Raw genomic sequence first — 24,449 nt, 5'->3', positions numbered from 1 at the left:
CCACCTGTCTTAATAATTTTTATTTATTTCTCAAGCTGCAATTGCAATCCAGTTTGCATTACGCCTAGAGAAATGATCAGTTTCAATGCTTCGTCAATTGTCATCGACAGTTCGATAGCATCCTGCTTAGGAATCATCATGAAAAATCCCGATGTTGGGTTTGGTGTTGTCGGCACAAAAATGGATACCATTTCCTCCCCAGCAAGCGAATTCATCTCCGGATGTGGTGCCCCAGTAAGAAAAGCAATTGTCCATAATCCCTTTCGTGGGTATTCAACCATCAATACCTTGCGAAAAGCTTGGCTGTTAGTCGCAAAAACAGCTTGGATTATTTGCTTTGCTGCATTGTAAATTGAACGGACTAAAGGAATTCTAACTAATACCGCTTCCCCCCAAGCCATAATGCGCTGGCCAAAAAAATTGGTTGCAAACACACCAGTAACAAGGAGTAAGATCAATGAAAGAATCACACCAAGTCCAGGAATATGGACTCCAAAGACTTGCTCAGGCTGATAAGCCTTGGGCAATAAAGCCATGGTGTTGTCTAAAATATCAACAATAAAGCGCAGTACAACGAAGGTTACCACAATCGGTAACCATACTACTAAGCCTGTGAGAAGATAACTGCGCAACGATTTGGATTTCACTCAGAACCACCTTTTGTACCAGTAGTCGCTTTGGTATCTGTAGTTTTACTGCCTTCAGCCTTCGTATCGGTAGTGGTTTCTTTTTTTGTCTCTGATTTTTTATTATTTTTAAAATCAGTCACATACCAACCACTTCCCTTTAATTGAAATCCAGCAGCAGAAACCAAGCGTACTGCGGTGTTTTCAAAGCATTGAGGACATTGCCTTACAGGCGCATCGCTAATTTTTTGCATTAAATCGAAGTGATGATGGCAACTTGTGCATTCATACTCATAAATTGGCATCAACGAATCTCCATTCAACTGTTTTTACAATAAGCCCCACACAACCTGCCTCCACACCTTGATTTGCAGGCTTGCTGGATAATCCGAGTAAACCGCAACCGTTGTGTTTTCCTGTGTAGGCTTGAAAACTTATCATTATAGCTTATTAAATAAGGTATGGACAATGTAGCTGTGTAAATTAACGGCAGTCTTTACTGTAGTTTCTGCAGAATACTTTCATCCGATAGCATTCCTTGATAGGAAATAGTTGTCAATTGCGGCATATGCATTCTTAAAGAGAGTGTTTTGATATTTTCCTCTCTAGCTAACATGTTTTTATCTAAACAGTTCGCTATCCAACCCGCACAAGTTATCCGGTTGTGTTTTAATACCGCATCAGTAAGCAATGCATGATTTAAGCAGCCAAGTTGCATACCCACCACAACGATGGCCGGAATTTGTGTCCATTTTAAAAAATCAAGCCAAGTTTCTTCCTCATTCAGAGGAGCCATTAAGCCCCCTGCCCCTTCGATAAACAGATAATCAAACGTCGAAAATTGCTTTTCTAAACAGAAATCAGCAATTTTTTGTGCTGTTATAGGTAAATTCAATTCGTTGGCTGCAATATGAGGTGAGATTGGTGGTGCAAATTTCCAGCAATTAATTTCTAATGCCGAATCATAATTGTATTTTTGCAAATTTAAGACATCTTGACTGAGCAATTGGCCATCTTTCACATCGCATCCGGAAGCGACAGGTTTAAGTGCTAACGCTTTTTTATTTCGCTTGTTAAAAAAATCCAATAGTTGGCAAGTTACATAGGTTTTACCACTATCCGTATCGGTACCGGTAATAAAGTAGATTTTCATGGCAATATATCCTTCAAGAGGGCGATAAATTCATTCTCATGGGATAAAAAAGGCATATGCGCCGCTTTAGCAAACATAAAATAGCGAAATTGCGGGTAGATTTTTTGCATCACAGCCATGGTTGATCTTGGGGTGATCGCATCAAGACGGCCAAATAAAAAATAAGCAGGCTTAGTATAAGAATGAAGTTGCTCCCTTAAATCCCAATTTTTTAAGATTTCTAAACCTTTTTTTAAGCTTGTTGCATCTGGCATGGGCGTATTAGTACATCGATAGGTCTGATCTTTTAGCTGCAGGCCAATAAATTCTGTAATGGTTTGCCGGGGGGAAGTTGCCAAATTCATAAAAAATTGTTCAAAAACAGCTTGTTCAACTCCCGGCCAATCTTGTTCTTTAATAAAGCGAGGAGAAGACGCAATATTCACCAATCGGATTACTCGATTCGGTTCTTCTATGGCTAACCTTGTAGCAAAAAGCCCCCCCATAGACCAACCAACTACGCTAAATTGTTGGGGTAAGTACTTAAGTAAATTTTGTTTGAAAATTTCCCAGCTCATTTGGGAACTCAAGCCAAAGCCTGGTAGGTCAACTAGAAAAAGCTGATATTCTCTATCAATTTGGTGAGCAAGCTGTAACCATATATTATGGTCAAACCCCCATCCATGGAAGAGAACTAACGGTCGTCCCTGACCTTTGATGATGACATGTAAATTCATAAATAACCGTTTTGTTTCATGTTAGGCAGGAATCCGAAGTGTTGGCGCAGCACTGACGATTTCCTAAATAACACCATAAGCGTCAGTGCTATGCACTTTATTAAAAGTGCCCCTCGCTTTTTTACCCTGCTCCATATGTGCAATTTGCTGAAGCTCACTGAGCAATCTATCAATATCTTCTGGTTCATGGTGAAAATTTAAAACTACTCTTAGTCCTGTGTCCTTTCTGTTCACTGTTGGTTCACGCATCGCCTGACAAAAAATTCCTCTACGGCGCAACTCAGTCGCGAAATTTAATGCCTTGTAGGGGCAACCAAGTTGCAATTGTTGAATGGGCGTTGTAGAGCTTCGCCATTTCAGCGGCGAATTTTTAATGGCTGACTGAAAATAATCAATTAAATCATGGAGTTTTTGTCGCCTATCATCGGCTTTTTGAATGAAAGCTAAAGTCTCTAGCAATCCATAGGCGAGCGCGGGGCTAACTGCAGTCGAATAAATATGAGAACGAGCTAATTGTAATAGCGCATCAATCCACTCCCCTTGTCCCGCCACCACGGCTCCCTGGAAAGCAAACGCTTTCCCCAGAGGGATTATTCTTAACGGAATTTCTTGTTGGCTTAAGCCATATCGTTTTATAGCACCTAGGCCTTGTTCGCCTAAAATGCCAAATGCATGTGCTTCATCAACAACGCAATCTGCGTTATAGTTCGAGCATAGTTCAGACATCTTGCGCAAATCTGTTTCTTGACCGCTCATACTATACACACTTTCAGCAATCACAACGGGATTTGATGGTTGTGTTTGTAGCTTATTGGTTAAATTTTGAATATCATTGTGAGGGTAGCGAGTATAGTTGCCATTTGCTAGCCGCAAACCATCATAGAACGAAGCATGAGTGCCTTTATCAAGAAAAAAATGAGCATTAAAATAGGCGAATAATGACACTATACCCAGATTAGCAGCATAGCCTGAACTGAATAGAAGCGCATCGTCCACGCCTAACGCTTGTGAAAATGCATGCTCTAATTCCCGATGGCTTTTATGATATCCACAAATCACCATCGATCCGCCACTACCTGAAGCATGATGAGCAAAACCTTTTTGGAAAGCGTTACGAATGCACCATTCTTCAGATAACGAAAGGTAATCGTTAGAACTAAAGTTAATGACACTCTCACCAACACTAGTTAATATGCGCTTACGATGAAGACCTCGATGCTTAAGTTTAGACAGATATTCAATAAGTGGTTGATTGATCATGCTTCAGCAAAAGCCTTTAATCCTAATTTGTTGAATAAAATGCGATCTTCATCGCACTCAGGGTTTGCTTCTGTCAAGAGTTTCCCACCAATAAAAACCGAATTCGCTCCGGCAAAATAGCAAAGCGCCTGCAATTCGTCGCCCATTTCGGTTCGTCCTGCTGTTAAACGTATTGCACTTTTAGGCATTAATATTCGGGCAGTTGCAATTGTTCGCACGAGCTCAATGCCTTCAACCTGTTTTGCGCTAGCGAGTGGCGTACCTTCAACAGGGATCAATCGGTTAATAGGCACACTTTCTGGCGGTGTCTCCATGTTTGCCAAGGTAAATAGAAACTCTATGCGATCTTCACGTGTTTCTCCTAATCCTAAAATACCGCCACAACATACTTTGATTCCTGCTTTCCGCACATTTTCAAGAGTTTCTAATCGATCACTAAAACACCGTGTAGTAACCACTTTGTCATAGTAAGAAGGTGAGGTATCAATATTATGGTTATAAAAATCTAAGCCTGCTTCTTTTAATGCTTCAGCTTGATCTTTTTCGAGCATGCCTAAAGTCATGCAGGTTTCCAAACCCATTGACTTTACCCCTTCAATCATTGCCTTTAATTCAGGCATAGCTTTATCGGGTGGGCAACGCCATGCAGCCCCCATACAAAACCGCTTAGCCCCGTTTTCCTTGGCTTCAGCAGCTTTGGCTAACACTTGGTCCACAGTCATGAGTTTTTCTTTTTCAACATGTGTCGCGTAATGCCCGCTTTGCGCACAATAACCGCAATTTTCTGGACAAGCTCCTGTTTTAATGCTTAGTAATTTTGCTAACTGTAGCGCATTCGCATCATGGTTTTCTTTGTGGATACTGTGAGCCGTGTAGAGAAGTGTGTTAAAAGGTTGCTCATAAATGGCGGTTACTTCTGCTAATGTCCAACGATTGGTCTCTTTACTCACTGTTTACCCCTTTTTTTTATCATGCCGAACATGATAGAGTCGTGTCATTTCTTGTCAACCAAAATTTTAAAAAAGGTTAACATAATGGAATTCATTGAGAGAGATCTAAGACATATTTGGCATCCTTGCACGCAAATGAAAGATTTTGAGCAATGCCCCCCTTTAGTCGTCACGCATGCCAAAGGTAATTATCTTTATACGGAGAAAGGTCCAGTAATTGATGCCATTTCCAGTTGGTGGTGTAAATCCTTAGGTCACGGCCATCCCGCTGTTATCGCCGCGATCAAAGATCAACTTGATTCCTTTGAACATGTCATTTCCGCTCACACAACCCACCCACTAATGGTTGAGTTTGGCGAAAAAATGGCTGAACTCAGTCAGCTTCAGCATGTTTTTTTTGCCAGCGATGGTTCCTGTGCTGTTGAGATAGCCATGAAACTCGCACTTCATGCGAATCAATTGAAAGGCATGTCACACCGCAATCAATTCGTTTCTCTACAAAATAGTTATCATGGCGAAACGTTAGGGACACTAAGCATTAGCGATTTAGGTAAATTTAAAAAACCTTACGAAAACTATGGCGTTCAATGTCATTTTCTTAATCCATTACCTTATGTTTCTAGTCCAGATGATCCCTTATGGCATGATTGTGAGGATTATTGGCTCTCTACTTTTGAACAGTTGGAACTACTTAAAGAAAAACTCTGTGCAATTGTTGTTGAACCTATTGTTCAAGGTGCGAATGGCATGCGCTGCTACAGTGCTGATTTTTTAAAAAAATTGGCCACTTGGGCGAAAAAAAATGAAGTTTATTTCATTGCCGACGAAATCATGACAGGCATGGGAAGAACAGGGAAATGGCTTGCGAGTCATCATGCCAATATAACACCTGATTTAGTTTGCTTATCAAAAGGTTTAACATCTGGTACGATTCCCTTTAGCTGTGTTCTTATCGACCACCCTATTTACGAACTTTTCTATGATGATTTTGATAAAGGGAAAACCTTCATGCACTCGCATACCTTCAGCGGAAATGCTTTAGGAATTAGTGCAGCCCTTGCGACAATTAAAGTGATGGAAAAAGAAAAAATAAATGAGCGTGTACAGGGCCTTAGTCAGATAATGCTACAACACCTGCACGAAATTGCCTCCATTACCGGCAAACTAAACAACCTTAGATCAGTTGGGGCCATTGCAGCAGCAGATTTAGCGGACTGCGGCATCCAACGAGTTGGCTATCAGCTCTATCAAGAAGCGCTAAGACTCGGTGCCCTCTTAAGACCATTAGGAAATACCTTATACTGGTTTCCTCCATTGAATATAGATAACAAAACCATTGAGAAATTAGCTGAGATCACCCTAAACTCTATAAGGATGGTTTATAGTAAAAATTAAATGAAAAGCAATAGTTATCGCAAACACGATAAAGCGCGAAGAACATTAAATTTAACATGGTTCTCTTTAACAATTTTACTATTAGCAATCGTGCTCTTTCTTCAATGGCAAAATTATCGTTTACTACAGCAACAGCAACTCCAGCTTGATGCAAACGAACTTAGTGTCAAATTAGACAATCTGCTTGACCCTATATTTCATTCAATTTATTCCTTGCCCTTATACGGTCAAGAAATTAAAAATTGCCAGAGTGACCTAATGCCTATTTTATCTACGCTTAGTTTTAATAATCCTTTCATTTCAGCATCAGTAATTAGTGACAATAACAACAAAGTGATTTGTTCAACGTTTAACTTTTTCCCGAAACTTCCGAAACCGCCAGAACGAACCCCTTTTCTATATGGCCCTCTACTCATAGATTCAAGTAGGGCTCCTGCTTTTTTGCTGCAGCAACGTCTGGGCAAATATTACCTTGGCGTTTATATTTTACAGAAAGTATTTGCAGACATTTTAAAATCGGTTTCATTTCATGATAAGTTGATCATACTGGTTGATAATAACCGAATGAAAAATCTGCTCGAAATTGGTAATAAATCCTTATTAATACATACCGCCTATTCACACTCGCAAAGCACAGCAAGCGCAAACTTACAAAGCATAGCCAATATAAAAATACTCATTGTAGGAAGCCCAATTAAACCCAATATCAATTTTCTCTATGAAGAACTACCTTTCCTCCTTGTTATCTCGCTGGTTTCTTTGCTTATTTATTTTAAATTTCGCTGGATACTTAATAATCGCTACTCATTGCATTACGCGCTTTCTAATGCGCTCAAGCAAAACCATTTTCAACCAGCGTATCAGCCTATTCGAGACCATTTTGGAAACCGATTTTGTGGAGCAGAAATTCTGCTTCGTTGGCAAACTGATTCAAATGAAATTATTATGCCCGATTCATTTATCGGAGATGCCGAACGATCTGGATTAATTGTTCCTATTACTTTGCAGCTTATTGCTAAAACATTCCATCAAATGCACAGTTTCCTAAAGCGGCACCGCCATTTCTATCTCTCGTTTAATCTATCGGCCAACCATTTTTCCGATAAAGATTTTTTTATTCAATTTTATGAATTATGCATGGATTTCAAGATCCCGCCTCAGCAACTCATGTTGGAATTGACTGAAAGAGAGCTTTTAGATCAAAACAACACTGATATTGTAGCCAAGATGCACGATTTAAGAGCAAAAGGATATTCTTTGGCAATTGACGATTTTGGTACGGGGCATGCAAGCATACAGTACTTGCAACATTTTCCATTTAACTACCTTAAAATTGATAGAATTTTTGTACAAGCAATCGGCACAGGAGCTATTACTGAAACACTTAACCAAGCAATTATTCATTTGGCACACCATATGGAGCTCAATATCATTGCAGAAGGTGTTGAAACAGAAGAACAGTTTAAGTTTCTACTAAAGAATAGAATCAATTTTATGCAAGGATGGTATTTTGCAAAAGCCTTGTCTTACGAACGTTTGGTTCAAATGATCGAAGGAGAGTCAGGATGAACAAAACTTTAATGACGATGCTTATCATAATTAACTCGGTGCTCTCTACAACAGTTTCAGCTGAAACTCTCGAAGGCAGCTTCTGGCGCTGCACGGCCTTTGATGGAGAAGATAAGGAATGGACTGTCGATAGTAGCTATGAAATTTCTGCAGTCAACAAAGCCTTTGAGGAATGCAAAAAACAAAGTAAGGTTCCTTCTAGTTGTAAAACAGCTAAAGAAGCCTGCGAAGCCTTTGTAAATGGAAAATCAACTCGACCAATGTGGCGATGCACTGCTCTTGACCAGATGGCAAAAACATGGCTTAGTAATGTTTATACGCATCGAGATGATGCGGCAATAGCGGCAAAAGCCTATTGCGAGCAAAATAGCGCTTTTCCAGATACATGCTACATCAATTTAATGACCTGTAAAAATTTAAATTCAAGAGAGTAAATTAAACTTATGTATTGTGTGGGGTTAACAGGTAATATTGCCAGCGGTAAATCGACAGTTAGCCGCTATTTTAAAGAGTTTGGCATTGCTGTGATCAGCGCAGATGAAGCTGCTCGCGAACTCACTGCCGCTAACCAACCTGCTTTATTGTCCATAGCAGAACATTTTGGTCAATCCATTATTGATGCCGGCGGAGAACTCAATCGTCTAGCTTTGCGGGAAATGATTTTCAGTGATCCCAAACAACGAATCTGGTTAGAACAATTGCTCCATCCACTAATTAGACAACATATACGGGATAAAATTAAAAAATCTAGCGGACCTTATGTTATCATTGAGATTCCACTTTTGAATAAACGTTCCGATTACCCCTACTTAGATAGGATTTTGCTTGTTGTTGCCGGACATGAACAAAAAATTTCACGTGTCAAAGCTCGAGATCAAATAACTCGCGAACAAGCTGAAGCGATATTGGCAACTCAGGCTAATGAAGCAATTCACCGAGAATTTGCAGATGATATCATTATTAATGATGATACACTTGAAAACTTAGCAAAAAAAGTTGGAATTTTGCATGAGCAGTATTTACAATTTGCAAGTCAAAAGTCATGATAGCAGAAATTCTGTGAACAATTGTCAAAACTGAATTTTTCACTCAAATTCCATCAACAGTGAAATATGACTACAACAAAACGGGCTAACGCCGGCTAAGGACAGCAATTTTTTATGCAAGAAGAGATAATCACCTTTGAATTAGCCACGCACTTCCTGCCAAAAATCGCTCTGCGGCTTGAGTATTTATATCGCACTATCCACCAAGCTTGCGAAGAAGTACACCCAGTTATCCATCACTATGCTTTAAAAAATATCATAGAAATAATTAATTTAATTGAAAAACCTGAGCTTAAAAGTCGCTTTCTCAAAGAATTAATGCGAATAGAGCATTCATTGAATAAGTCGCCACAAAATACTTCTGAAGAACTATATCGGGATTTATACAATCAAATTCAAATTTTAACTCATACAGTGGGTCGTTTTGGCGAAAATATACACAACAACCCTTTTTTGCAATCAATAAAACTCTCTCAACCTTCACATTCTAATGATTTTGAAATGTATTCCCCGCAGCTTTTATTGTGGTTGGAATCTAATCCTATTATTAGACAGCGTGATTTTGCCATTTGGCTAAGCAATTTTCGCACCTTAAACACAACTGTTGACCTTTACTTATCTTTAATCAGGAATACTGCACAATTTGATAAAATCGATATGCGCAATGGCTATTACCAACGCCCTTTGCCTCCAAAATCGCTATGCCATCTCATCTTGTTAAAAATGGATAAATCGTTTGGAATAGTTCCACGTATGCAATTAGGGCATCATGGCCTTAGCCTTAGGTTATGTGAAGTAAGCACGATGCGTGAAGTACGTGAAACCGAAGCTAAGCTTTATTTAGCCCTTTGCCAGCTATAAATTTTTCACTCGAACGCAAATACGAGCTACCCTCTTGATTTGACTAAAAACAAACCAGAAACTAAGCTTAGACTTACTTTAGCATAAGGAGAGTGCCATGCAACCTAACGCATTAACCCCCATGAAAAACCTCTTTAATCGTGTGAAAAACCCGGTTCCCGAATTAATGGAATTGAATATGAGAACGCTAAGAAATTTGTCCTACCTTAATCCCAATGAATGGGCAAATATCAAGCATCCCCAAGATATTCTTGATAAGAGCATGAAAATGTTTGTTGATAATGGACATAAAATGCTCGACTATTTTCAACATGCAGCTGAAATTTTTGAACGTAATTGGTTTCTTAGTTCTGATGAAGCAATGAAAAACATAAATGAAGGGATGAATAGAGCTCAAGCAGCCATGGATCAAATGATGAAAAAAGGACCAAACCTAACTTTTACAAATAATAAAATGAATAGCTCAAAGAAAAAAGCAAGCAAATAGCACTCTCGGCCAATCATGCGCTGTTCTGCACTGAATAAGCCATGAGCTAAGAAAGTGAAAATCTGATAAAATTGCTTACATACTGAGCTTAATGAAGGGATATTTTTCTTGTCTATAAAAAATTATGGGGCATTTTATGCTGCACTCTCAGGCCTTCTTTTTGGCCTAATCGGCTATTTTGGTGTGAGTGTCATCAACGCTAATATTTCGGTTTCTACGATGCTCTTTTGGCGTTTTTTGGTATCAGGTCTGTTTATTTTTCTTTTGTTATTACCTCAGTTAAACAGCTTAAAATATGGGTTCAATGAAATCGCGAAAGTCTTTTTTTACGGCATCGCTTTTTATGGTGGTACTTCTATTTTTTATTTCGTTGCCGCTATCTACATTGGTTCAGGTTTAGCAATGGTTTTATTTTTCACTTATCCGGCCATTGTCATGTTAATCAATTTTATATTTTATAAACAAAAAATCAGCAGGGTTTATTATCTAGCCTTATTAATCATTTTAATCGGAATGCTTTGTTTGGTTCGTGGAAGTCACTTTAGTTTTAATCTGATGGGACTGACTATGGCAGTATTATCTGCGCTCTTCTATGCTTTATACATCATTGCCAGCAAAGCCAGCCCTGTCCCCCCTCTTATTTCGACACTGTGGGTATCCTTTGGATCCGCATTTACCTGCTTAATCGCGGCGCTCATTGAAAATACCTTTACTCTACCTCTCAATATGCATATTTGGGCAAATATTTGTGGGATAGGTATTATTTGTACTGCGCTACCCATTGTTCTGCTTTTGAAAGGTTTAAAGCAAATTAGCTCACTCCAAGCATCGATACTGTCTGTTTTAGAACCCGTATTCGTTGTAATTTTTGGCATCCTTCTTTTAGGTGAGGAAGTTAATCTCACCCAGGCTATAGGCGTCATTATTCTTCTCTCTGGTGCCTTACTTAGTCTGTTGAATAATCGTTTTGATAAGAAAAATAAATTTAGTGTTCCTAATGAAGCTCTCAATAAGGTTTCCCATTTCATTGAGGAATAATATAAAGATAGTAGGCACCATTTTACCCTCTCTCGTAAACAGGAGAGGGAGTTTATACGACTGGTATATATAGGTAATAAAGTGACTCGGCTGCGCTTATAAATTGTTTTGATTTTTTTGCAATTGAAAATATAGATTTACTCTATTTATCAAGACATCAATCACTCAATGTATATAACTTCAGCGCGCTTTTGATTGTAGCTTGGATACCACGAACAAATCGCGGTATCCATAGGTGCTGTCACTTTGCCCGCTACCATCAAACATGAGGTATAGCCATGGCTAAATTGGCATCAATAATACTCAAAACAACGAACTTTGCATCTATGATGGCCATGATGCCAATGACAACGCTTGACGCAATTATGAGTATTAAAAAAAACACCTGGACCATAGATAATCCAAGGCCCCCAGTAGCCGCCGCCATTCCCGCCGTGATGGCCGTGATGGCCGTGATGGCCACCATGATGGCCGTGATGCCAACCATTATCGGCTAGTTGTATGTTATTAGTATCATTTGATAACAATCCTGCACTCGAGTTTGCCAGACTTAATCCAGGGAGTAATAGAAGCGCTGTCGATAGAGAGCTAATTTTTGCCATGTTCAAAAATAACCTTCCTGTAGTACTCATCTCAATCTCCTTATCTTTTTTAAATTATAGACAATTTCACCTATAATGATCATTATCTGACCAAATAAAGGATGATTAGTACTTTTTGAAAAATGGACATTAACACCTCATTTTCATTACACCCTATTGCCCCATTTAGGCTCGATTATACTGTTTTAGCACTGCGCAGAAGGAGTAAAAACATCATTGACTGTTGGGATGGCAAATATTACACGCGGGTATTTAACATTGACAATGAGCTTATTAAAGTAACAATTGAGCAAATTAATAGCCACAACAGCCCTGAACTTCTTGTATTGCTAAACCAACCGATTACTCCTATCCTTCACGACAAAATCTCCCATCTCATAGAGATGATGTTTAGCCTAAAACGGGATTTAAGTCCTTTTTATAACATTGCCAAAAATGATGCCAGGTTGAATTCGTTAGTACTAAAATTTATGGGGGTCAAACCACCTCGTTTTCCTTCACTTTTTGAAACACTGATCAACGCAATTTCCTGCCAACAAATATCGCTTGATGTCGGTTTGCAAATTCAAAATCGATTAATTCAGCACGTAGGAAAAAGGATCCAAAGTAAAAATGGAATATTCTACGCATTTCCGATACCGGATGACGTTTGCCATTGTTCAGTTGATGAACTAAAAAAAATAGGTTATAGCACTCAAAAGAGCGAAACGATTATCCGCGTGTCTGCCACACTAAAAGAAAAACAATACGATTTCGATCGCTTAGAAAATATGCCAAACGAGGAACTGGTTCATTTTTTATGCCAATTTAAGGGTGTAGGCCGTTGGACAGCTGAATATGTTTTATTGCGTGGATTAGGACGGATGGAAGTCTTTCCGGGCGATGACATTGGCGCACAAAATAATTTACAAAAGTGGCTTCATCTTGATGAGAAGCTGGATTATAAAAAAACATTAAAAATTACTGCACAATGGCATCCTTATGAAGGATTCATCTATTTCCATTTACTATTGCAAAAATTATCTGCCGCTTTGGGTTGATTTGACTTAAAATTGGTTTCTATTCCATTACCTATGATTTGATTACTATAATTAATCCTTCTTATCTTCAAGCCATTTTTGGGTTCGCTTTTGCCATTCCGCATAACATTCTTGCCCACAAAAATACTTGATATAATCTTCCCCTTCTGATGACATGGCAGCTGATTTAGGGATAAGCTTGAGGCATGCATAACAGCTTTCTGTCTCCTCATCTTCCCCTTTGCCAAATTGTTCAAATGAGGTCATCAAGCATAAAGGCTTTCTTTCTGTGACGTCTTGAGGCTTTATTTTTTCATCCGGATACCCTAAAACAAGTGCACCTATTATTTCTTGATTTTCAGGTATAGAAATAAGTTGACGAGTGGCCTTTTCATCAAGCGTGACCCAACAACAACCGACACCCAGACTCGATGCAACTAACCACATATTCTGCATCGCAGCAGCACCACTATAAAAATGTTGCTTATGCAGAACTAACCAGTCATCAATTTCAATTTCTTTGCTGACGGTCACAATAATCATAAGTTGTGCTTTGGATAAGAAGCTAGCATGTGGTGATGTGCCAGCCAAGTGATTCAAGCTCTCTCTATTTCGGACTAAAGTAAAGTGCCAAGGCTGACAATTAAGAGGACTTGGGGCAAAACGTCCTGCTTCAAGTATTTTCTCGAGGGTTTGCTCATCCAGTTCTTTTGAATTAAAGTTCCGCACAGCCCGTCTACTTTTAATCAACTCGAATATGTCCATATTAGTCTGTCCATTAGATATAAAAAATGTTGAATTTTAGTAACCTATCGTCAATATAACTATTTTTTTGCCATGCTATAAAGGCATTTACTCGCAATTACATACCGATTAGTAGAGTTCCTTGAATCTCAAATTATTTCTTAATGGGCCCACCTGAGATAGAGACAGAATTAGCGCCACTCTTAACAACAAAAAAACCATTTACTTTATTGTTGGTTAAAGAAACAAGTCCTTTGTTGACATCAAAGAGGGCTGTCCCAACAGGCTTATCTTCACAAGTTTTATTTTTAGACATGTAAAAATCAATCTTACAATTCGCAGTATTAGTCCCACATAAACTGGATAACGCAGCCCCACCGATTTGAGCCCACTTTTTAGGTTCAATAATTCCAGCGACGCCCATCAAGTCTGCTGAACAATCTCCCTGATTTACTTTATAAGCAAAAGTATAATTTTCTGCATCATTAGATACAGTAAGGTAAGCTGTGTTTGCATAGGAGTTTGTTGTTCCTAATGCGAAGACGGCAGTACTAAGAACAAGCACCACAAAATATTTAGCAAGACTATCCATAGAATTATTCCTTATCTCAATATCCATATTATATGCATTTGAAGTGTTGGATGAAGAAACGACTATTAAAACTAAATAAACTATAGCATAGATTGAAAGTCTCAAATTAGATAACTCAGAATTAGACTATCCCTCACGATCCCTATTATATTGATGCATTTTCAAAAAGAGTAGATTGCTTCTCAATTTCTAACCTAGCTTCAATTTTTTTGCAATTTTTTTGTACTGCTTTTAAAAAGATCTCACCTTCAGTTTTAAATAATTTTGATTTTATTGAAGATGAATAAGGTTCCTTTAAAATTCTCTTATTTTCTTGAGTCAAGAATCCGGCTAATGCTTCTCGTTTATGTTCGGCAGTAGTCTGCGAATCATTTAATTCAACCAACATGGAAGATACTAAATTATGTTTTCTTATCGCTAAATGAAGCTCAGGACATATTGCGCTTGAGTGTTCACTTGAATGCCCACAATTCCATATAAGGGAAAGTCCAGAATTTGCCTTGTTAATGATTGCATCACAGTCCATAACCAAATCATCATCCTCAATACGGCTTCTCTTTTTTAATTCATTAAAATAATCCATTATATTTTTTCTTAATTGGACAATATGTTTATTACAGATTTCTATCAAATCATCAAACATGTTTTTCTCGAAATTATATTTAATAGGAAAAGGTTATGTTGGAGGTGTTCTATAGTAAACCACTTTTAAAATTAAAGTGCTAGATGTAATTTGGCCAGAATTAATTTTTCGTGATGAGTTCAATAATTTTGTTATTCGCTTCAGGAAAGCAATAATCAACGAGTTTATCCAATTCAACCCAGCGTATGTCGAGTTGTGATTCACAACGCAGTGCTTCCCCGCAAAATTTTTTAACACAAAAGACTAATAAATGGACCGTTATTTGGCCATAATTGTGGGTGATTTCGTCTAAAAATGAATATTCAAGAATATCAATTCCAACTTCTTCTTTTATTTCTCTGATAAGGGCTGATGTAGGAAGCTCTTCTGCTTCAAGTTTCCCACCCGGAAATTCCCACATGCCGCCATGGGCGGCATGCAAGGCCCTTTGGGTGATGAGAACACGATTTTGATTATCGTAAATCACTGCAACCGCTACTTTCACACTAAACTTCCATGGCAGAGCTTATATTTTTTACCCGAACCGCAAGGGCAAGGATCATTACGCCCTACCTTCCTTTCTGAACGTCTAAAAGTCAATTCGGCATTTGCTTCATTGGCCTCGCCAATGTCATCCTGATGGAGGAAATTCATTTTTTGTACTTGCTCAGCACGACGTTGTTGTTCAACTGCATTGACATCCTCTTCAGTTTGCACTTCGATTGCAGTTAACAAGCGAATGATGTCGTACTTAAGGTTATCAAGCATTGATTTAAACAAAGAAAAGGCTTCTCGCTTATATTCTTGTTTTGGATCTTTTTGTGCATAGCCACGTAAATGAATACCTTGACGCAGATAATCCATGGAAGCTAAATGTTCGCGCCAGTGGTTATCCAATGTTTGTAAGATTACTGATTTTTCGAATTGAGCCAGAACCTCCCTTCCTGCAATTTTTTCCTTTTCATGGTAACGATTGACACAAAGTTCAAAAATTCGCGCTTTAATTTGCTCCGGCTGGATGCTGTGATCCTCTTCTACCCATTGCTTAATGTTCACTTTAATTTGAAAATCTTCAGATAAGGTCTGTGATAAGCCATCCAGATCCCATTGATCTTCAAGACTTTGTGGGGGTATAAAATTATCCACCAGGTTAAAAATGACCTCTTCGCGCATTGCTTCCACAACTTCTTGTGGATCAGTCATCGCCATGATTGCTGCGCGTTGCGTATAAATCACTTTTCTCTGATCATTAGCCACATTGTCATAATCAAGAAGCTGTTTACGTACGTCAAAATGATGGCCTTCCAATTTGCGTTGTGCATTTTCAATGGCTTTCGTCACCAGGGTATGTTCAATAGGTTCCCCAGGTTTCATACCCAAACGGCGCATCATTGCAGCAACTCGCTCAGAGGCAAAAATCCGCATTAAATTATCTTCCAGAGAAAGATAGAAACGGCTGCTTCCAGGATCGCCTTGCCGCCCCGCACGACCGCGAAGCTGGTTATCGATACGCCTTGATTCATGGCGCTCCGAACCAATTATTCGCAAGCCTCCTGCGGCAAGGACTGCCTCATGACGTGCTTGCCAATCCTTCTTGATTGCTTCACGCTCAGCCTCACTGGCGTCCGTAGGTAAGGCAGCCAACTCAGCCGACAAGCTGCCCCCTAACACAATGTCTGTACCCCGTCCAGCCATATTGGTCGCAATAGTAACGACTCCGGGCCTACCTGCTTCGGCGATAATTTGTGCTTCTTTTTCATGAAACTTGGCATTCAATACTTGGTGCTTTATGCCTGCTTTTTTTAGTAGCCGGCTGACTAATTCCGACGCTTCAATTGAAGTAGTACCTACGAGAACGGGTTGTTTTCTCGCCAGACAATCTTTAACATCTTCAATAATGGCTTGGTATTTATCTTCTTGTGTTAAATAAACCAAATCGGGTTCATCTCTCCGCCGCATTGCCTTATTAGTAGGAATTACAACCACTTCAAGGTTATAAATTTGTTGAAACTCATAAGCCTCGGTATCGGCTGTTCCCGTCATACCTGCTAATTTGTTATAAATCCGGAAGTAATTTTGGAACGTGATCGAGGCAAGGGTTTGGTTTTCCTGCTGAATAGGGACATTTTCTTTCGCTTCAACGGCTTGATGCAATCCTTCCGACCAACGACGGCCTGCCATAGTACGGCCGGTATGCTCATCGACGATAATGACTTGATTATCCTTGACAATATAGTCGATATCACGATGGAACATGGCGTGGGCTTTAAGAGCTGCATTCACATGGTGCATTAACATGATATTGCTGGCGTGATATAAACTTTCGCCCGGATCAAGCAGGTTTTCTTTAACTAAAAGCTCTTCAATATGTTGGTGACCAATTTCCGTTAAATGAGCCTGTTTTTGCTTTTCATCAACGGTGTAGTCACCTTCATCACCTTCTTGTTCTTGTTTTACAAGATGTGGAATTAATCGATTCACTTTAGCATAAAGATCGGAACTTCCTTCGGCTGCACCTGAAATAATCAATGGGGTTCTTGCTTCATCAATAAGGATCGAATCAACCTCATCAACAACAGCAAAATTCAATTGACGCTGGACTTTGTCAGTTAGGCTAAATGCCATATTATCGCGTAAATAATCGAAGCCAAATTCATTATTGGTGCCATAGACAATATCAGCACGATAAGCGATTTGCTTTTCTTGATGCGGCATGTCAGGAAAAATAACACCGACTGTTAATCCTAGGAATTCATAAATAGGTTTCATCCATTGACTATCGCGTTTGGCAAGGTAATCGTTTACAGTGACAATATGGACACCTTGGCCACTGATTGCATTGAGATAGGCTGGTAAGGTAGCCACAAGTGTTTTACCTTCGCCTGTACGCATTTCAGCGATGTTGCCTTCATGCAACACCATCCCGCCAATAAGCTGAACATCGAAATGCCGTAATCCCAAGGTACGTACAGAAGCTTCACGTACCACTGCAAATGCTTCAGCAAGCATTTCATCTAATGTTTCACCTTCGGCGTAACGCTTTTTAAACTCCGCAGTCTTAGCAGCTAAATCTTCGTTAGACAACACTTGCATCTGGGGTTCGAAGGCATTAATGGCCATTACTGTTTTTTCCATTCGCCGCAAAGTGCGTTCATTGCGACTACCAAACATTTTTTTCATTAACGTATTCAGCATAGCCTTGGGTAATCCTCTTGAGAATTTCAGCTTTAAAAGCGCTTAATTTACTAGAATTTTGATAAAAATGCCACGCAAACCGAGGGGTAAACTGGCACGAGTAGCCAAGTTTCCAGACTTTACTCGTCTTTTATACAATAATAGTAAAAAATAAGTCCTTTATCGCATGCGAGATTATAAGTCTTTCCATTTAGCATATCCCTTGTGCGATAAAATTCGCATACCGATTCAAACGAATACTTATCACTGTAATGATATCCTGGTAGACAAAAAAAAGCGTGTGCAATCGACATAAAGCTAAGGAGAAGGCTAAAGATAATGAATTTTTTCACTAGACTTCCCCCACCCTGCTTTCTTGCTCCAATTGCGCCAGCATCGAAATTGCTTGTGCTAACTTTTCGACCTCTTTTTGTTGTTGCGCTTGGATAAGTAACTCTTTCCAATGTTTTGCACCAGGCAAACCATAAGCTAAATTAAACACAGGTTTTAACAATAAACCTAACGCGATGCCTTCTTCGAGTTGCGTTCGAACGTAATCCATATATTCACTGAAAATTTCTGTTCGTGAGCGAATTGCTGTTTCAGGAAAAAAATAATGCTGAATTGCCATTAATGCATAAGGATTTTGACAAGCCAATCGCCCTAGCATTACGCCATCGACATAGTCCATATGATTATTAATTTCATGCACAGTATTAATATTCCCATTAATGACCACAGGGATTTTGGGAATTTCTTCTTTAATTCGATAAACAAAATCATAATGGACTGGCGGAATAGTACGGTTTTGCTTCGGATTTAAACCACGAAGCCATGCCTTGCGCGCATGCACGATTAATTTATCACAACCCGCCGCGATGAGTTTGTGGACAAAGGTGGAGAAAAACTCATAACTGTCTTGATGGTCAATTCCAATACGCGTCTTTGCAGTTACTGGAATTGAAACAGCTTGTTTTAAATTTACTATACAATCGGCGACCAGTTCAGGTTCTGCCATTAAGCAAGCGCCAAACCGGCCGGCTTGCACCCGATCGCTTGGACAACCTAAATTTAAATTAATCTCTGCAAACCCTTTTTCCTCGGCGATTTTTGCACAATGCGCTAATTTTTGTTTATCAGCGCCGCCGAGTTGCAAAGCTAAGGGATGTTCCATGGATTTGAACGATAAAGCACGATTAGGGTTATTTTCAATCGCACCAGCGGTTTGCATTTCGGTATATAAGAGGGCATTTGGGGCGATATGACGCATGAACACGCGAAAATGCGTGTAAGTCCAATCGATCATTGGGGCAATTGAAAGAGGTGAAATTAAAGCTGGTTTTGGCAAATTCACAAAATCGTACTACAACTTAAAACCGGCAATTATACCCAATTTTATAAAGTTAAACTACCGTAATAACTCAGCGCCCAATGTGCTGCTCGAACGCTGGATTTGAATGTAATTTTTTCACAAGAGGCGCCAAATACGGGCACCAGACCGGACTGCGCACTTACTAAATTACCTGCATAGCCTCCACCAACAACTGCAAACGTGATTTACCTTGATAAAAGTTAACATCCAATCTATAGGCAATATGTGCCTGTCTGGCGCGATAATTTGGCCATTGATTGAGATCCACATTAAAAGCAATTGCATCGATTGGGTTCCCGCCATCGGGATGAACCAAACTTAATTTGAGATGATGCTGGCCAACTAACCGTTGATCGAGAATTTCAAAGATGTTATCAAAACAAGGTTCAGGAAATTGCTGTCCCCAAGGACCCGCTTGGTGTAGCAAATTTGCTGTTTCTATCGTGATTTCTGTAAGCTGTAATGGTCCATCAGTCCATAGTTCCCCTTCACATTGTGAAATATCCACGTGTTTAGCAACTTCAGCAATAAAAGCCTGTTGAAAATTATTGAATGCTTGCGGATGGATACTTAACCCCGCTGCCATTGCATGGCCGCCAAATTTAGCGATTAACCCTGGGTTATCCCGATCAACTGCTGCGAGCGCATCCCGTATATTCAAAACAGGTACTGAACGTGCGGAACCTTTTAACTCATCGCCACTTACTTTTGCAAAGGCAATGACTGGGCGGTGGTAGCGTTCTTTTAAACGTCCGGCGAGAATACCAATGACGCCTTGATGCCAGCTCGAATCCATCATGCATAAAGCAACCGGTAATTGATGCGCATTTTCGATTCTTTTAGTCAGTTTATCGATTGCTAACACAGCTTGTTCTTTCATTTCTGCTTCGATAATGCGCCGTTCTTGATTTAATTCATCGAGGCTTTTAGCAAGCATGATCGCTTTTTCATCATTATCACTGAGTAAACATTCTATACCAAGCGACATATCATCCAATCGCCCTGCGGCATTTAATCTAGGTGCAATGGCAAAGCCTAAATCACTTTCACGAAGGCGGGCACAATTTCTTCCCGAAATTTCGATTAATGCTTTAATACCCGGGCGACATTGCCCCTGTCGAATGCGTGCAAGTCCTTGATTCACTAAAATACGGTTATTTTGGTCCAGTGCTACCACATCAGCAACTGTACCGAGCGCCACTAAATCAAGTAACTGCGCCATATTAGGTTCTGTCAAACCTTGAGAATGAAACCAGCCCACATTAATTAAGTGGCGTCTTAATGCAAGCATCACATAGAAAATAACACCCACTCCAGCAATCGATTTACTCTTAAATAAATCACCCGGCTGGTTTGGATTAACAATAGCGCAGGCTTTAGGCAAGTGTTCAGCTGGCAAATGGTGATCAGTAATAATGACATCGATCCCAGCTTTAAACGCAGCAGCAACCCCATCTAAGCTGGCAATACCATTGTCAACTGTGATGATCAGATTAGGTTTCCATTTTTTAGCAACTTCAATGATAGCTGGAGTTAATCCATAACCAAACTCAAACCGATTGGGCACAAGAAACTCAACATGTGATGCTCCCATTGCGCGCAGAGCTGAAATCGCCAACGCTGTCGACGTTGCTCCATCAGCATCAAAATCGCCGACGATAAGGATGCGTTGTTGATCTCTTATCGCTTGTTCCAAACGAACGCAGGCTTTATCAATGTCAGTGAGGGTGTTAAATGGTAATAAGGCTTGGAAACTTTTGTCTAGCTGTGATTCATCATTTAAACCGCGTAAGGCATAAATTCGTTGCAAAACAGGAGGATAACTTGAAAACGAGGGCAATGACCGTGGAAGTTCCCGTTGTTTAATGCGCATGTTTTTTTTATCTCCATAGTCTAGACCACCAATGGGTCGCTGGAGAGGAATAAGCCAAGTTATTCCAGTACCAGTGAATTTTATTTTTACGCATTTTATCTTCTAAATTACAAAACTCAATTTGTTTAACATCATTAATAATCAGCAGATGATCCTGTTTCAGGCTCATTGTTGGTGTCAAAGGGCTAATGGGGAGTCCAAGTTTAAGGAGTATTTCGTCATCCGTTGCGATTGGCCTTTTAGTGGGGACAGCCAATTCACCCTCACCCCAAAACCATAATCCATTGATGGATAACTTCCCTTCCCGCATTTTATTTAAGGGATGTGAGCTAAGGTACATTTGCAACTCTGTAATTAACCGTTGCCAATAGAAGGACTCATCCAATCTGTTTAGAATAGGCATCATTGAACGGTGTAAAACAGATTGAATAGAACAGCTTGTAATTTTTGGTTTATTATCTATGTTGAAGAGCCATTTTTGTGGGTCTTGAAAAAAGCATTGGAAATGATCCGCATGGAGAAATTGCGTAACTTCAGAAAACCAGCGAAGGGATTCATTTTCAGTTAATTCAAGCTCCTTTCCTGAGGCAATAATCATGGCATCATTGTGGGTCGCTTCCCAGTGAATAGGACTAGCAATCACCCAGCGCCCAGGTAACTGATGATAGGCGGCGAGCAATGGTGCCAAGGGTAAATTACCTGGTTTATAGCCTAAACCGATTAGAATATTTAGGTAGTAATCCTCTTGGCTCTGCAGAGGCTCACTACCGCTAGGGAAGTCGTCTTTTACGTCATTGATGATGACATCCATGGCTTACACAGCCTGCAAGTAACCGTCGCGTCGAAATAATGCCTTTAAGTTACGTAAAGCTTGACGAGTTCGTTGTTGATTTTCGATTAAACCAAACCGGACAAAATTATCGCCCTGAGGGCCAAAACCAATGCCAGGAGAAACTGCAACATAAGCTTCTTTCAGCAAGTATTTTGAAAACTCAAGTGATCCCATATGCCTATAATGGGCGGGAATTGGCGCCCAAACAAACATGGTTGCCTTGGGTCGTTCTACATACCAGCCAATGTCTTGCAAACCATCGCATAAGACATTACGTCGCTGTTCATACATTGATCTAATCTCAAGAACGCAATCATCAGGCCCTTCTAAAGCAGCAATCGCAGCCACTTGGATAGGCGTAAACGTTCCATAATCCAAATATGATTTGAGACGGGTGAGTGCCCCAACGAGTTCCTCGTTTCCGCAGGCAAAACCGACTCGCCAACCTGGCATATTGTATGATTTAGACATGGAGTAAGTTTCAATTGCAATATCCGTAGCACCAGGAACTTGTAAAATTGAAGGCGCTTTATAACCATCGAAAACGATATCTGCGTATGCTAAATCATGGATAATCCAGATTCCATGCCGCTTACCCAAAGCAACGACTCGCTCAAAAAACTCGTAGTCGACGCAGTGAGTACTTGGATTGGCAGGAAAGCTTATTACTAAAGCCTTAGGCCGGGGCCAAGTTTGTTCTATTGCTACTTCCACAGCCTCTAAGAATTGCTTTTCATCAATCAATGGAATCTGTTTGACATTTGCACCGGCAATAATAAAACCATAGGTATGGATAGGATAAGCAGGATCAGGAACCAGCACAGTGTCCCCAGGTCCGCTAATCGCTAAGGCTAAATGCGCTAACCCTTCTTTTGAACCAATTGTGGTTAGCACTTGAGTCTCGCTATCAAGCGTAACTTGGTAATTTCGCTGATACCAGGTTGCCATTGCCCGGCGTAATCGTGGAATGCCTTTCGACATAGAATAGCGATGCGTATCAGGGCGCCGAACTGTTTCGATTAATTTGTCCACAATGTGTGGGGGTGTGGGTTGATCAGGATTTCCCATGCCAAAATCAATTATGTCTTCTCCACGCGCTCGTGCCTCTGACTTTAGCTGGTTCAATGTATTGAACACATAAGGGGGCAACCGTTTTATGCGTGGAAATTGACTCATGTTTTCTACCTCTGTGATATACTTGTGGATGTACCCATACAACTGATCGAACAAATGCTTAAAACTCAGCGATAAAGGGTATAAAATAAATTATAAATTATTACCCGTTTAAACACCATGCATATTAACCTGGAAACAGCCGACAAGCACAGTATTCAATCCTACAGCGACAATGAAATAAAGGTAGATTCCATCGTCTATCAAACTAATATCATTGTGAGCAGCCATGGGATAATTCCTAATTGGAATATCGACAGTATCCTAGAGCTTAATGAGGAGTCTTTAGTGCCACTACTTCAATATAATCCCAATATTGTGTTGATCGGCCACAATCAACAAGGACAGTTCCCCCCTCTTTCCACTCTTACAGCGCTATCTAAAAAACGAATAGCTTTAGAGTGCATGTCGATTGGCGCAGCCTGCCGTACGTTTAACATCTTGCTAAGCGAACTGCGCGAAGTGGTAATTGGGCTTATTCTATAAACTATACGGCATTATTTGCTCAGAGCTTGTTCCTAAATATTCTATATCGCCTCGCTCTTCAATGATAAAGGACTGAGTCGATGTGGGTAAGGTAAAAAATGAATGGGCAATCCCTTCTTTAATCCCTAAAACAATTTGATGTGGAGTGGGTAGGTTACTTGGCCGGGCTGGTGCAAGCTTTTCACGAAGAACTGCCGTTTCTTCTTTCAGTTTTTGCAGTATCTCACCCTGCTCACCTTCAGCTTTATTGACTTCTTTGCACTCAAACTGATACCGATCAATGGTATCACTCAGCCCCATTCGCTCGGCTAACTCAATTTCTTCACTCGTCAGCGGAGTGAATGTCTCTGAAACGAAATTTGTTGTTTGTGAAATCGTATCTTCTTTATTTTGATCATCGATGGCTATATTGCGGGTATCAAAAACAAGCGTTCTTAACGAATTACTGAAAACTGTAAAACAAGTTAGCGTTTGATATAACACATGAAAAAATAAGCCTTCTTTATAACCATCGACAAGTCCATACAAAAAATTAATGGGTAAATCAAGCAACGCATCTTTAATTTGGATAGCAAGGATAAAGGCTGTTACTACTGGTACTGCAATAAGCAATACAAACCAGCTACTAATTCCCCAAATTAAGGCATCGCGCCATTTATTTTTGGGAGCTAATTCATAAGCTACCCGTGCAAAAAGGATTGGTAAGCCCACTAATGCAATTAACGCTACGAAAACTGTACCAATGGCAATAAGTATATTGATAAATAGTGATTTAGCGGGATACAAGACAGGAGCTGCCAACGCCCCGCCAATTTTATTGAGTTGACGAAACATGATTAATAACAAAAGATATTGAGTT

Annotated in this window: 27 protein-coding genes; 9 read left to right on the top strand and 18 right to left on the bottom strand. The window is 39.8% G+C overall.

Annotation, left to right across the window (positions count from 1 at the left end; genetic code table 11):
- Nucleotides 1–23: 23 nt before the first annotated feature.
- The 7 genes from LMI_RS07485 to bioB all read right to left on the bottom strand — a co-directional run bounded on the left by LMI_RS07485 (nt 24) and on the right by bioB (nt 4,705).
- Nucleotides 24–647 carry a DUF502 domain-containing protein gene (locus LMI_RS07485; protein ID WP_045099238.1) on the bottom strand — a complete coding sequence of 208 codons (624 nt, stop codon included), beginning with the start codon at nt 645–647 and terminating at the stop codon, nt 24–26.
- Complete coding sequence (locus LMI_RS07480) at nt 644–931, bottom strand: FmdB family zinc ribbon protein (RefSeq protein ID WP_045099237.1); 288 nt, start codon at nt 929–931, stop codon at nt 644–646. The genes LMI_RS07485 and LMI_RS07480 overlap by 4 nt, the downstream gene beginning before the upstream one ends.
- Nucleotides 918–1,067: a hypothetical protein gene (locus tag LMI_RS15315; RefSeq protein WP_153280298.1), complete on the bottom strand. Its 150-nt coding sequence runs from the start codon at nt 1,065–1,067 to the stop codon at nt 918–920. The genes LMI_RS07480 and LMI_RS15315 overlap by 14 nt, the downstream gene beginning before the upstream one ends.
- Before the next feature lie 55 nt (nt 1,068–1,122).
- Entirely contained in the window at nt 1,123–1,779 is a 657-nt protein-coding gene (gene bioD, locus LMI_RS07475) for a dethiobiotin synthase (protein ID WP_045099236.1), read from the bottom strand.
- On the bottom strand, nt 1,776–2,495 hold the full coding sequence (locus LMI_RS07470) for an alpha/beta fold hydrolase (protein WP_045099235.1): 720 nt from the start codon (nt 2,493–2,495) through the stop codon (nt 1,776–1,778). The genes bioD and LMI_RS07470 overlap by 4 nt, the downstream gene beginning before the upstream one ends.
- Before the next feature lie 63 nt (nt 2,496–2,558).
- On the bottom strand, nt 2,559–3,755 hold the full coding sequence (locus tag LMI_RS07465; protein WP_064102963.1) for an aminotransferase class I/II-fold pyridoxal phosphate-dependent enzyme: 1,197 nt from the start codon (nt 3,753–3,755) through the stop codon (nt 2,559–2,561).
- Nucleotides 3,752–4,705 carry a biotin synthase BioB gene (bioB, locus tag LMI_RS07460; protein WP_045099234.1) on the bottom strand — a complete coding sequence of 318 codons (954 nt, stop codon included), beginning with the start codon at nt 4,703–4,705 and terminating at the stop codon, nt 3,752–3,754. Before bioB ends, LMI_RS07465 begins: the two co-directional genes overlap by 4 nt.
- An 84-nt stretch (nt 4,706–4,789) precedes the next feature.
- On the opposite strand from bioB, the gene bioA reads away from it, so the two are divergent.
- The 7 genes from bioA (at nt 4,790) to LMI_RS07425 (ending at nt 11,101) form a co-directional block, all read left to right on the top strand.
- Nucleotides 4,790–6,100 (top strand): adenosylmethionine--8-amino-7-oxononanoate transaminase, encoded by a 1,311-nt coding sequence (bioA, locus tag LMI_RS07455; RefSeq protein WP_231852099.1) that lies wholly within the window; start codon nt 4,790–4,792, stop codon nt 6,098–6,100.
- Nucleotides 6,101–7,669 carry an EAL domain-containing protein gene (locus LMI_RS07450; protein ID WP_052679485.1) on the top strand — a complete coding sequence of 523 codons (1,569 nt, stop codon included), beginning with the start codon at nt 6,101–6,103 and terminating at the stop codon, nt 7,667–7,669.
- The gene (locus LMI_RS07445; protein ID WP_045099232.1) at nt 7,666–8,103 is read left to right on the top strand and encodes a hypothetical protein; all 438 of its coding nucleotides are present in this window, start codon (nt 7,666–7,668) and stop codon (nt 8,101–8,103) included. The genes LMI_RS07450 and LMI_RS07445 overlap by 4 nt, the downstream gene beginning before the upstream one ends.
- A 9-nt stretch (nt 8,104–8,112) precedes the next feature.
- Nucleotides 8,113–8,715 (top strand): dephospho-CoA kinase, encoded by a 603-nt coding sequence (gene coaE / locus LMI_RS07440; RefSeq protein ID WP_045099231.1) that lies wholly within the window; start codon nt 8,113–8,115, stop codon nt 8,713–8,715.
- A gap of 114 nt (nt 8,716–8,829) precedes the next feature.
- Nucleotides 8,830–9,576: a cell division protein ZapD gene (gene zapD, locus LMI_RS07435; protein ID WP_045099230.1), complete on the top strand. Its 747-nt coding sequence runs from the start codon at nt 8,830–8,832 to the stop codon at nt 9,574–9,576.
- A 97-nt stretch (nt 9,577–9,673) separates the two neighbouring features.
- The gene (locus tag LMI_RS14885) at nt 9,674–10,063 is read left to right on the top strand and encodes a hypothetical protein (RefSeq protein ID WP_052679484.1); all 390 of its coding nucleotides are present in this window, start codon (nt 9,674–9,676) and stop codon (nt 10,061–10,063) included.
- Between the two features lie 108 nt (nt 10,064–10,171).
- Nucleotides 10,172–11,101, top strand: coding sequence for a DMT family transporter (locus LMI_RS07425; RefSeq protein WP_045099229.1), 930 nt, complete (start codon nt 10,172–10,174; stop codon nt 11,099–11,101).
- A 293-nt stretch (nt 11,102–11,394) separates the two neighbouring features.
- Here LMI_RS07425 and LMI_RS15270 read toward each other — a convergent pair whose 3' ends face one another.
- Nucleotides 11,395–11,733: a hypothetical protein gene (locus LMI_RS15270; protein WP_074454216.1), complete on the bottom strand. Its 339-nt coding sequence runs from the start codon at nt 11,731–11,733 to the stop codon at nt 11,395–11,397.
- 92 nt (nt 11,734–11,825) lie between these two features.
- Here LMI_RS15270 and LMI_RS07415 point away from each other — a divergent pair, with 92 nt between their 5' ends.
- Nucleotides 11,826–12,743, top strand: coding sequence for a DNA-3-methyladenine glycosylase family protein (locus LMI_RS07415; RefSeq protein WP_217423690.1), 918 nt, complete (start codon nt 11,826–11,828; stop codon nt 12,741–12,743).
- Nucleotides 12,744–12,794: 51 nt separating this feature from the next.
- On the opposite strand, the gene LMI_RS07410 is transcribed toward LMI_RS07415, so the two are convergent.
- The 9 genes from LMI_RS07410 to alaC form a co-directional block, all read right to left on the bottom strand.
- Nucleotides 12,795–13,487 carry a DUF3330 domain-containing protein gene (locus LMI_RS07410; RefSeq protein ID WP_045099227.1) on the bottom strand — a complete coding sequence of 231 codons (693 nt, stop codon included), beginning with the start codon at nt 13,485–13,487 and terminating at the stop codon, nt 12,795–12,797.
- 133 nt (nt 13,488–13,620) lie between these two features.
- Nucleotides 13,621–14,085: a hypothetical protein gene (locus LMI_RS07405; protein WP_143000988.1), complete on the bottom strand. Its 465-nt coding sequence runs from the start codon at nt 14,083–14,085 to the stop codon at nt 13,621–13,623.
- Between the two features lie 118 nt (nt 14,086–14,203).
- Nucleotides 14,204–14,701, bottom strand: coding sequence for a hypothetical protein (locus LMI_RS07400; protein ID WP_045099225.1), 498 nt, complete (start codon nt 14,699–14,701; stop codon nt 14,204–14,206).
- A 100-nt stretch (nt 14,702–14,801) separates the two neighbouring features.
- Nucleotides 14,802–15,185, bottom strand: coding sequence for an 8-oxo-dGTP diphosphatase MutT (mutT, locus tag LMI_RS07395; protein ID WP_045099224.1), 384 nt, complete (start codon nt 15,183–15,185; stop codon nt 14,802–14,804).
- Entirely contained in the window at nt 15,182–17,875 is a 2,694-nt protein-coding gene (gene secA, locus LMI_RS07390) for a preprotein translocase subunit SecA (protein WP_045099223.1), read from the bottom strand. The genes mutT and secA overlap by 4 nt, the downstream gene beginning before the upstream one ends.
- Nucleotides 17,876–18,206: 331 nt before the next feature.
- Entirely contained in the window at nt 18,207–19,160 is a 954-nt protein-coding gene (gene dusA / locus LMI_RS07385; RefSeq protein WP_052679615.1) for a tRNA dihydrouridine(20/20a) synthase DusA, read from the bottom strand.
- Nucleotides 19,161–19,368: 208 nt separating this feature from the next.
- Complete coding sequence (recJ, locus tag LMI_RS07380; protein WP_045099222.1) at nt 19,369–21,099, bottom strand: single-stranded-DNA-specific exonuclease RecJ; 1,731 nt, start codon at nt 21,097–21,099, stop codon at nt 19,369–19,371.
- Nucleotides 21,100–21,106: 7 nt separating this feature from the next.
- Entirely contained in the window at nt 21,107–21,910 is an 804-nt protein-coding gene (locus LMI_RS07375; protein ID WP_045099221.1) for a hypothetical protein, read from the bottom strand.
- A gap of 3 nt (nt 21,911–21,913) precedes the next feature.
- Nucleotides 21,914–23,107 carry an alanine transaminase gene (gene alaC / locus LMI_RS07370; RefSeq protein ID WP_045099220.1) on the bottom strand — a complete coding sequence of 398 codons (1,194 nt, stop codon included), beginning with the start codon at nt 23,105–23,107 and terminating at the stop codon, nt 21,914–21,916.
- Nucleotides 23,108–23,224: 117 nt separating this feature from the next.
- Between alaC and LMI_RS07365 the strand changes: the two genes are divergently transcribed.
- A complete protein-coding gene (locus LMI_RS07365) occupies nt 23,225–23,590 on the top strand; it encodes an Mth938-like domain-containing protein (RefSeq protein WP_045099219.1) in 366 nt (121 codons plus the stop codon).
- Here the strand turns inward: LMI_RS07365 and LMI_RS07360 are convergent.
- On the bottom strand, nt 23,585–24,424 hold the full coding sequence (locus tag LMI_RS07360) for an OadG family protein (RefSeq protein ID WP_045099218.1): 840 nt from the start codon (nt 24,422–24,424) through the stop codon (nt 23,585–23,587). The genes LMI_RS07365 and LMI_RS07360 overlap by 6 nt on opposite strands.
- Nucleotides 24,425–24,449 lie beyond the last annotated feature (25 nt).

Source organism: Legionella micdadei (genome assembly GCF_000953635.1).
Classification (GTDB): Bacteria; Pseudomonadota; Gammaproteobacteria; order Legionellales; family Legionellaceae; genus Tatlockia; species Tatlockia micdadei.
The sequence above is the reverse complement of the archived record's forward strand: the minus strand, read 5'-3'. Positions and strand labels throughout refer to the sequence as shown.

Excerpts from the sequence above, each read along its gene's own strand:
- bioA (WP_231852099.1), top strand. The coding sequence starts at position 4,790 with ATGGAATTCATTGAGAGAGATCTAAGACATATTTGGCATCCTTGCACG.
- alaC (WP_045099220.1), bottom strand. The coding sequence starts at position 23,107 with ATGAGTCAATTTCCACGCATAAAACGGTTGCCCCCTTATGTGTTCAAT.
- bioD (WP_045099236.1), bottom strand. The coding sequence starts at position 1,779 with ATGAAAATCTACTTTATTACCGGTACCGATACGGATAGTGGTAAAACC.
- LMI_RS07365 (WP_045099219.1), top strand. The coding sequence starts at position 23,225 with ATGCATATTAACCTGGAAACAGCCGACAAGCACAGTATTCAATCCTAC.
- recJ (WP_045099222.1), bottom strand. The coding sequence starts at position 21,099 with ATGCGCATTAAACAACGGGAACTTCCACGGTCATTGCCCTCGTTTTCA.
- LMI_RS15315 (WP_153280298.1), bottom strand. The coding sequence starts at position 1,067 with ATGATAAGTTTTCAAGCCTACACAGGAAAACACAACGGTTGCGGTTTA.
- LMI_RS07465 (WP_064102963.1), bottom strand. The coding sequence starts at position 3,755 with ATGATCAATCAACCACTTATTGAATATCTGTCTAAACTTAAGCATCGA.
- LMI_RS07470 (WP_045099235.1), bottom strand. The coding sequence starts at position 2,495 with ATGAATTTACATGTCATCATCAAAGGTCAGGGACGACCGTTAGTTCTC.
- dusA (WP_052679615.1), bottom strand. The coding sequence starts at position 19,160 with ATGATCGATTGGACTTACACGCATTTTCGCGTGTTCATGCGTCATATC.
- LMI_RS07400 (WP_045099225.1), bottom strand. The coding sequence starts at position 14,701 with ATGTTTGATGATTTGATAGAAATCTGTAATAAACATATTGTCCAATTA.
- coaE (WP_045099231.1), top strand. The coding sequence starts at position 8,113 with ATGTATTGTGTGGGGTTAACAGGTAATATTGCCAGCGGTAAATCGACA.
- LMI_RS07450 (WP_052679485.1), top strand. The coding sequence starts at position 6,101 with ATGAAAAGCAATAGTTATCGCAAACACGATAAAGCGCGAAGAACATTA.
- LMI_RS14885 (WP_052679484.1), top strand. The coding sequence starts at position 9,674 with ATGCAACCTAACGCATTAACCCCCATGAAAAACCTCTTTAATCGTGTG.
- LMI_RS07360 (WP_045099218.1), bottom strand. The coding sequence starts at position 24,424 with ATGTTTCGTCAACTCAATAAAATTGGCGGGGCGTTGGCAGCTCCTGTC.
- LMI_RS07445 (WP_045099232.1), top strand. The coding sequence starts at position 7,666 with ATGAACAAAACTTTAATGACGATGCTTATCATAATTAACTCGGTGCTC.
- LMI_RS07410 (WP_045099227.1), bottom strand. The coding sequence starts at position 13,487 with ATGGACATATTCGAGTTGATTAAAAGTAGACGGGCTGTGCGGAACTTT.
- LMI_RS07375 (WP_045099221.1), bottom strand. The coding sequence starts at position 21,910 with ATGGATGTCATCATCAATGACGTAAAAGACGACTTCCCTAGCGGTAGT.
- zapD (WP_045099230.1), top strand. The coding sequence starts at position 8,830 with ATGCAAGAAGAGATAATCACCTTTGAATTAGCCACGCACTTCCTGCCA.
- LMI_RS07480 (WP_045099237.1), bottom strand. The coding sequence starts at position 931 with ATGCCAATTTATGAGTATGAATGCACAAGTTGCCATCATCACTTCGAT.
- secA (WP_045099223.1), bottom strand. The coding sequence starts at position 17,875 with ATGCTGAATACGTTAATGAAAAAAATGTTTGGTAGTCGCAATGAACGC.
- LMI_RS07415 (WP_217423690.1), top strand. The coding sequence starts at position 11,826 with ATGGACATTAACACCTCATTTTCATTACACCCTATTGCCCCATTTAGG.
- LMI_RS15270 (WP_074454216.1), bottom strand. The coding sequence starts at position 11,733 with ATGAGTACTACAGGAAGGTTATTTTTGAACATGGCAAAAATTAGCTCT.
- LMI_RS07405 (WP_143000988.1), bottom strand. The coding sequence starts at position 14,085 with ATGGATATTGAGATAAGGAATAATTCTATGGATAGTCTTGCTAAATAT.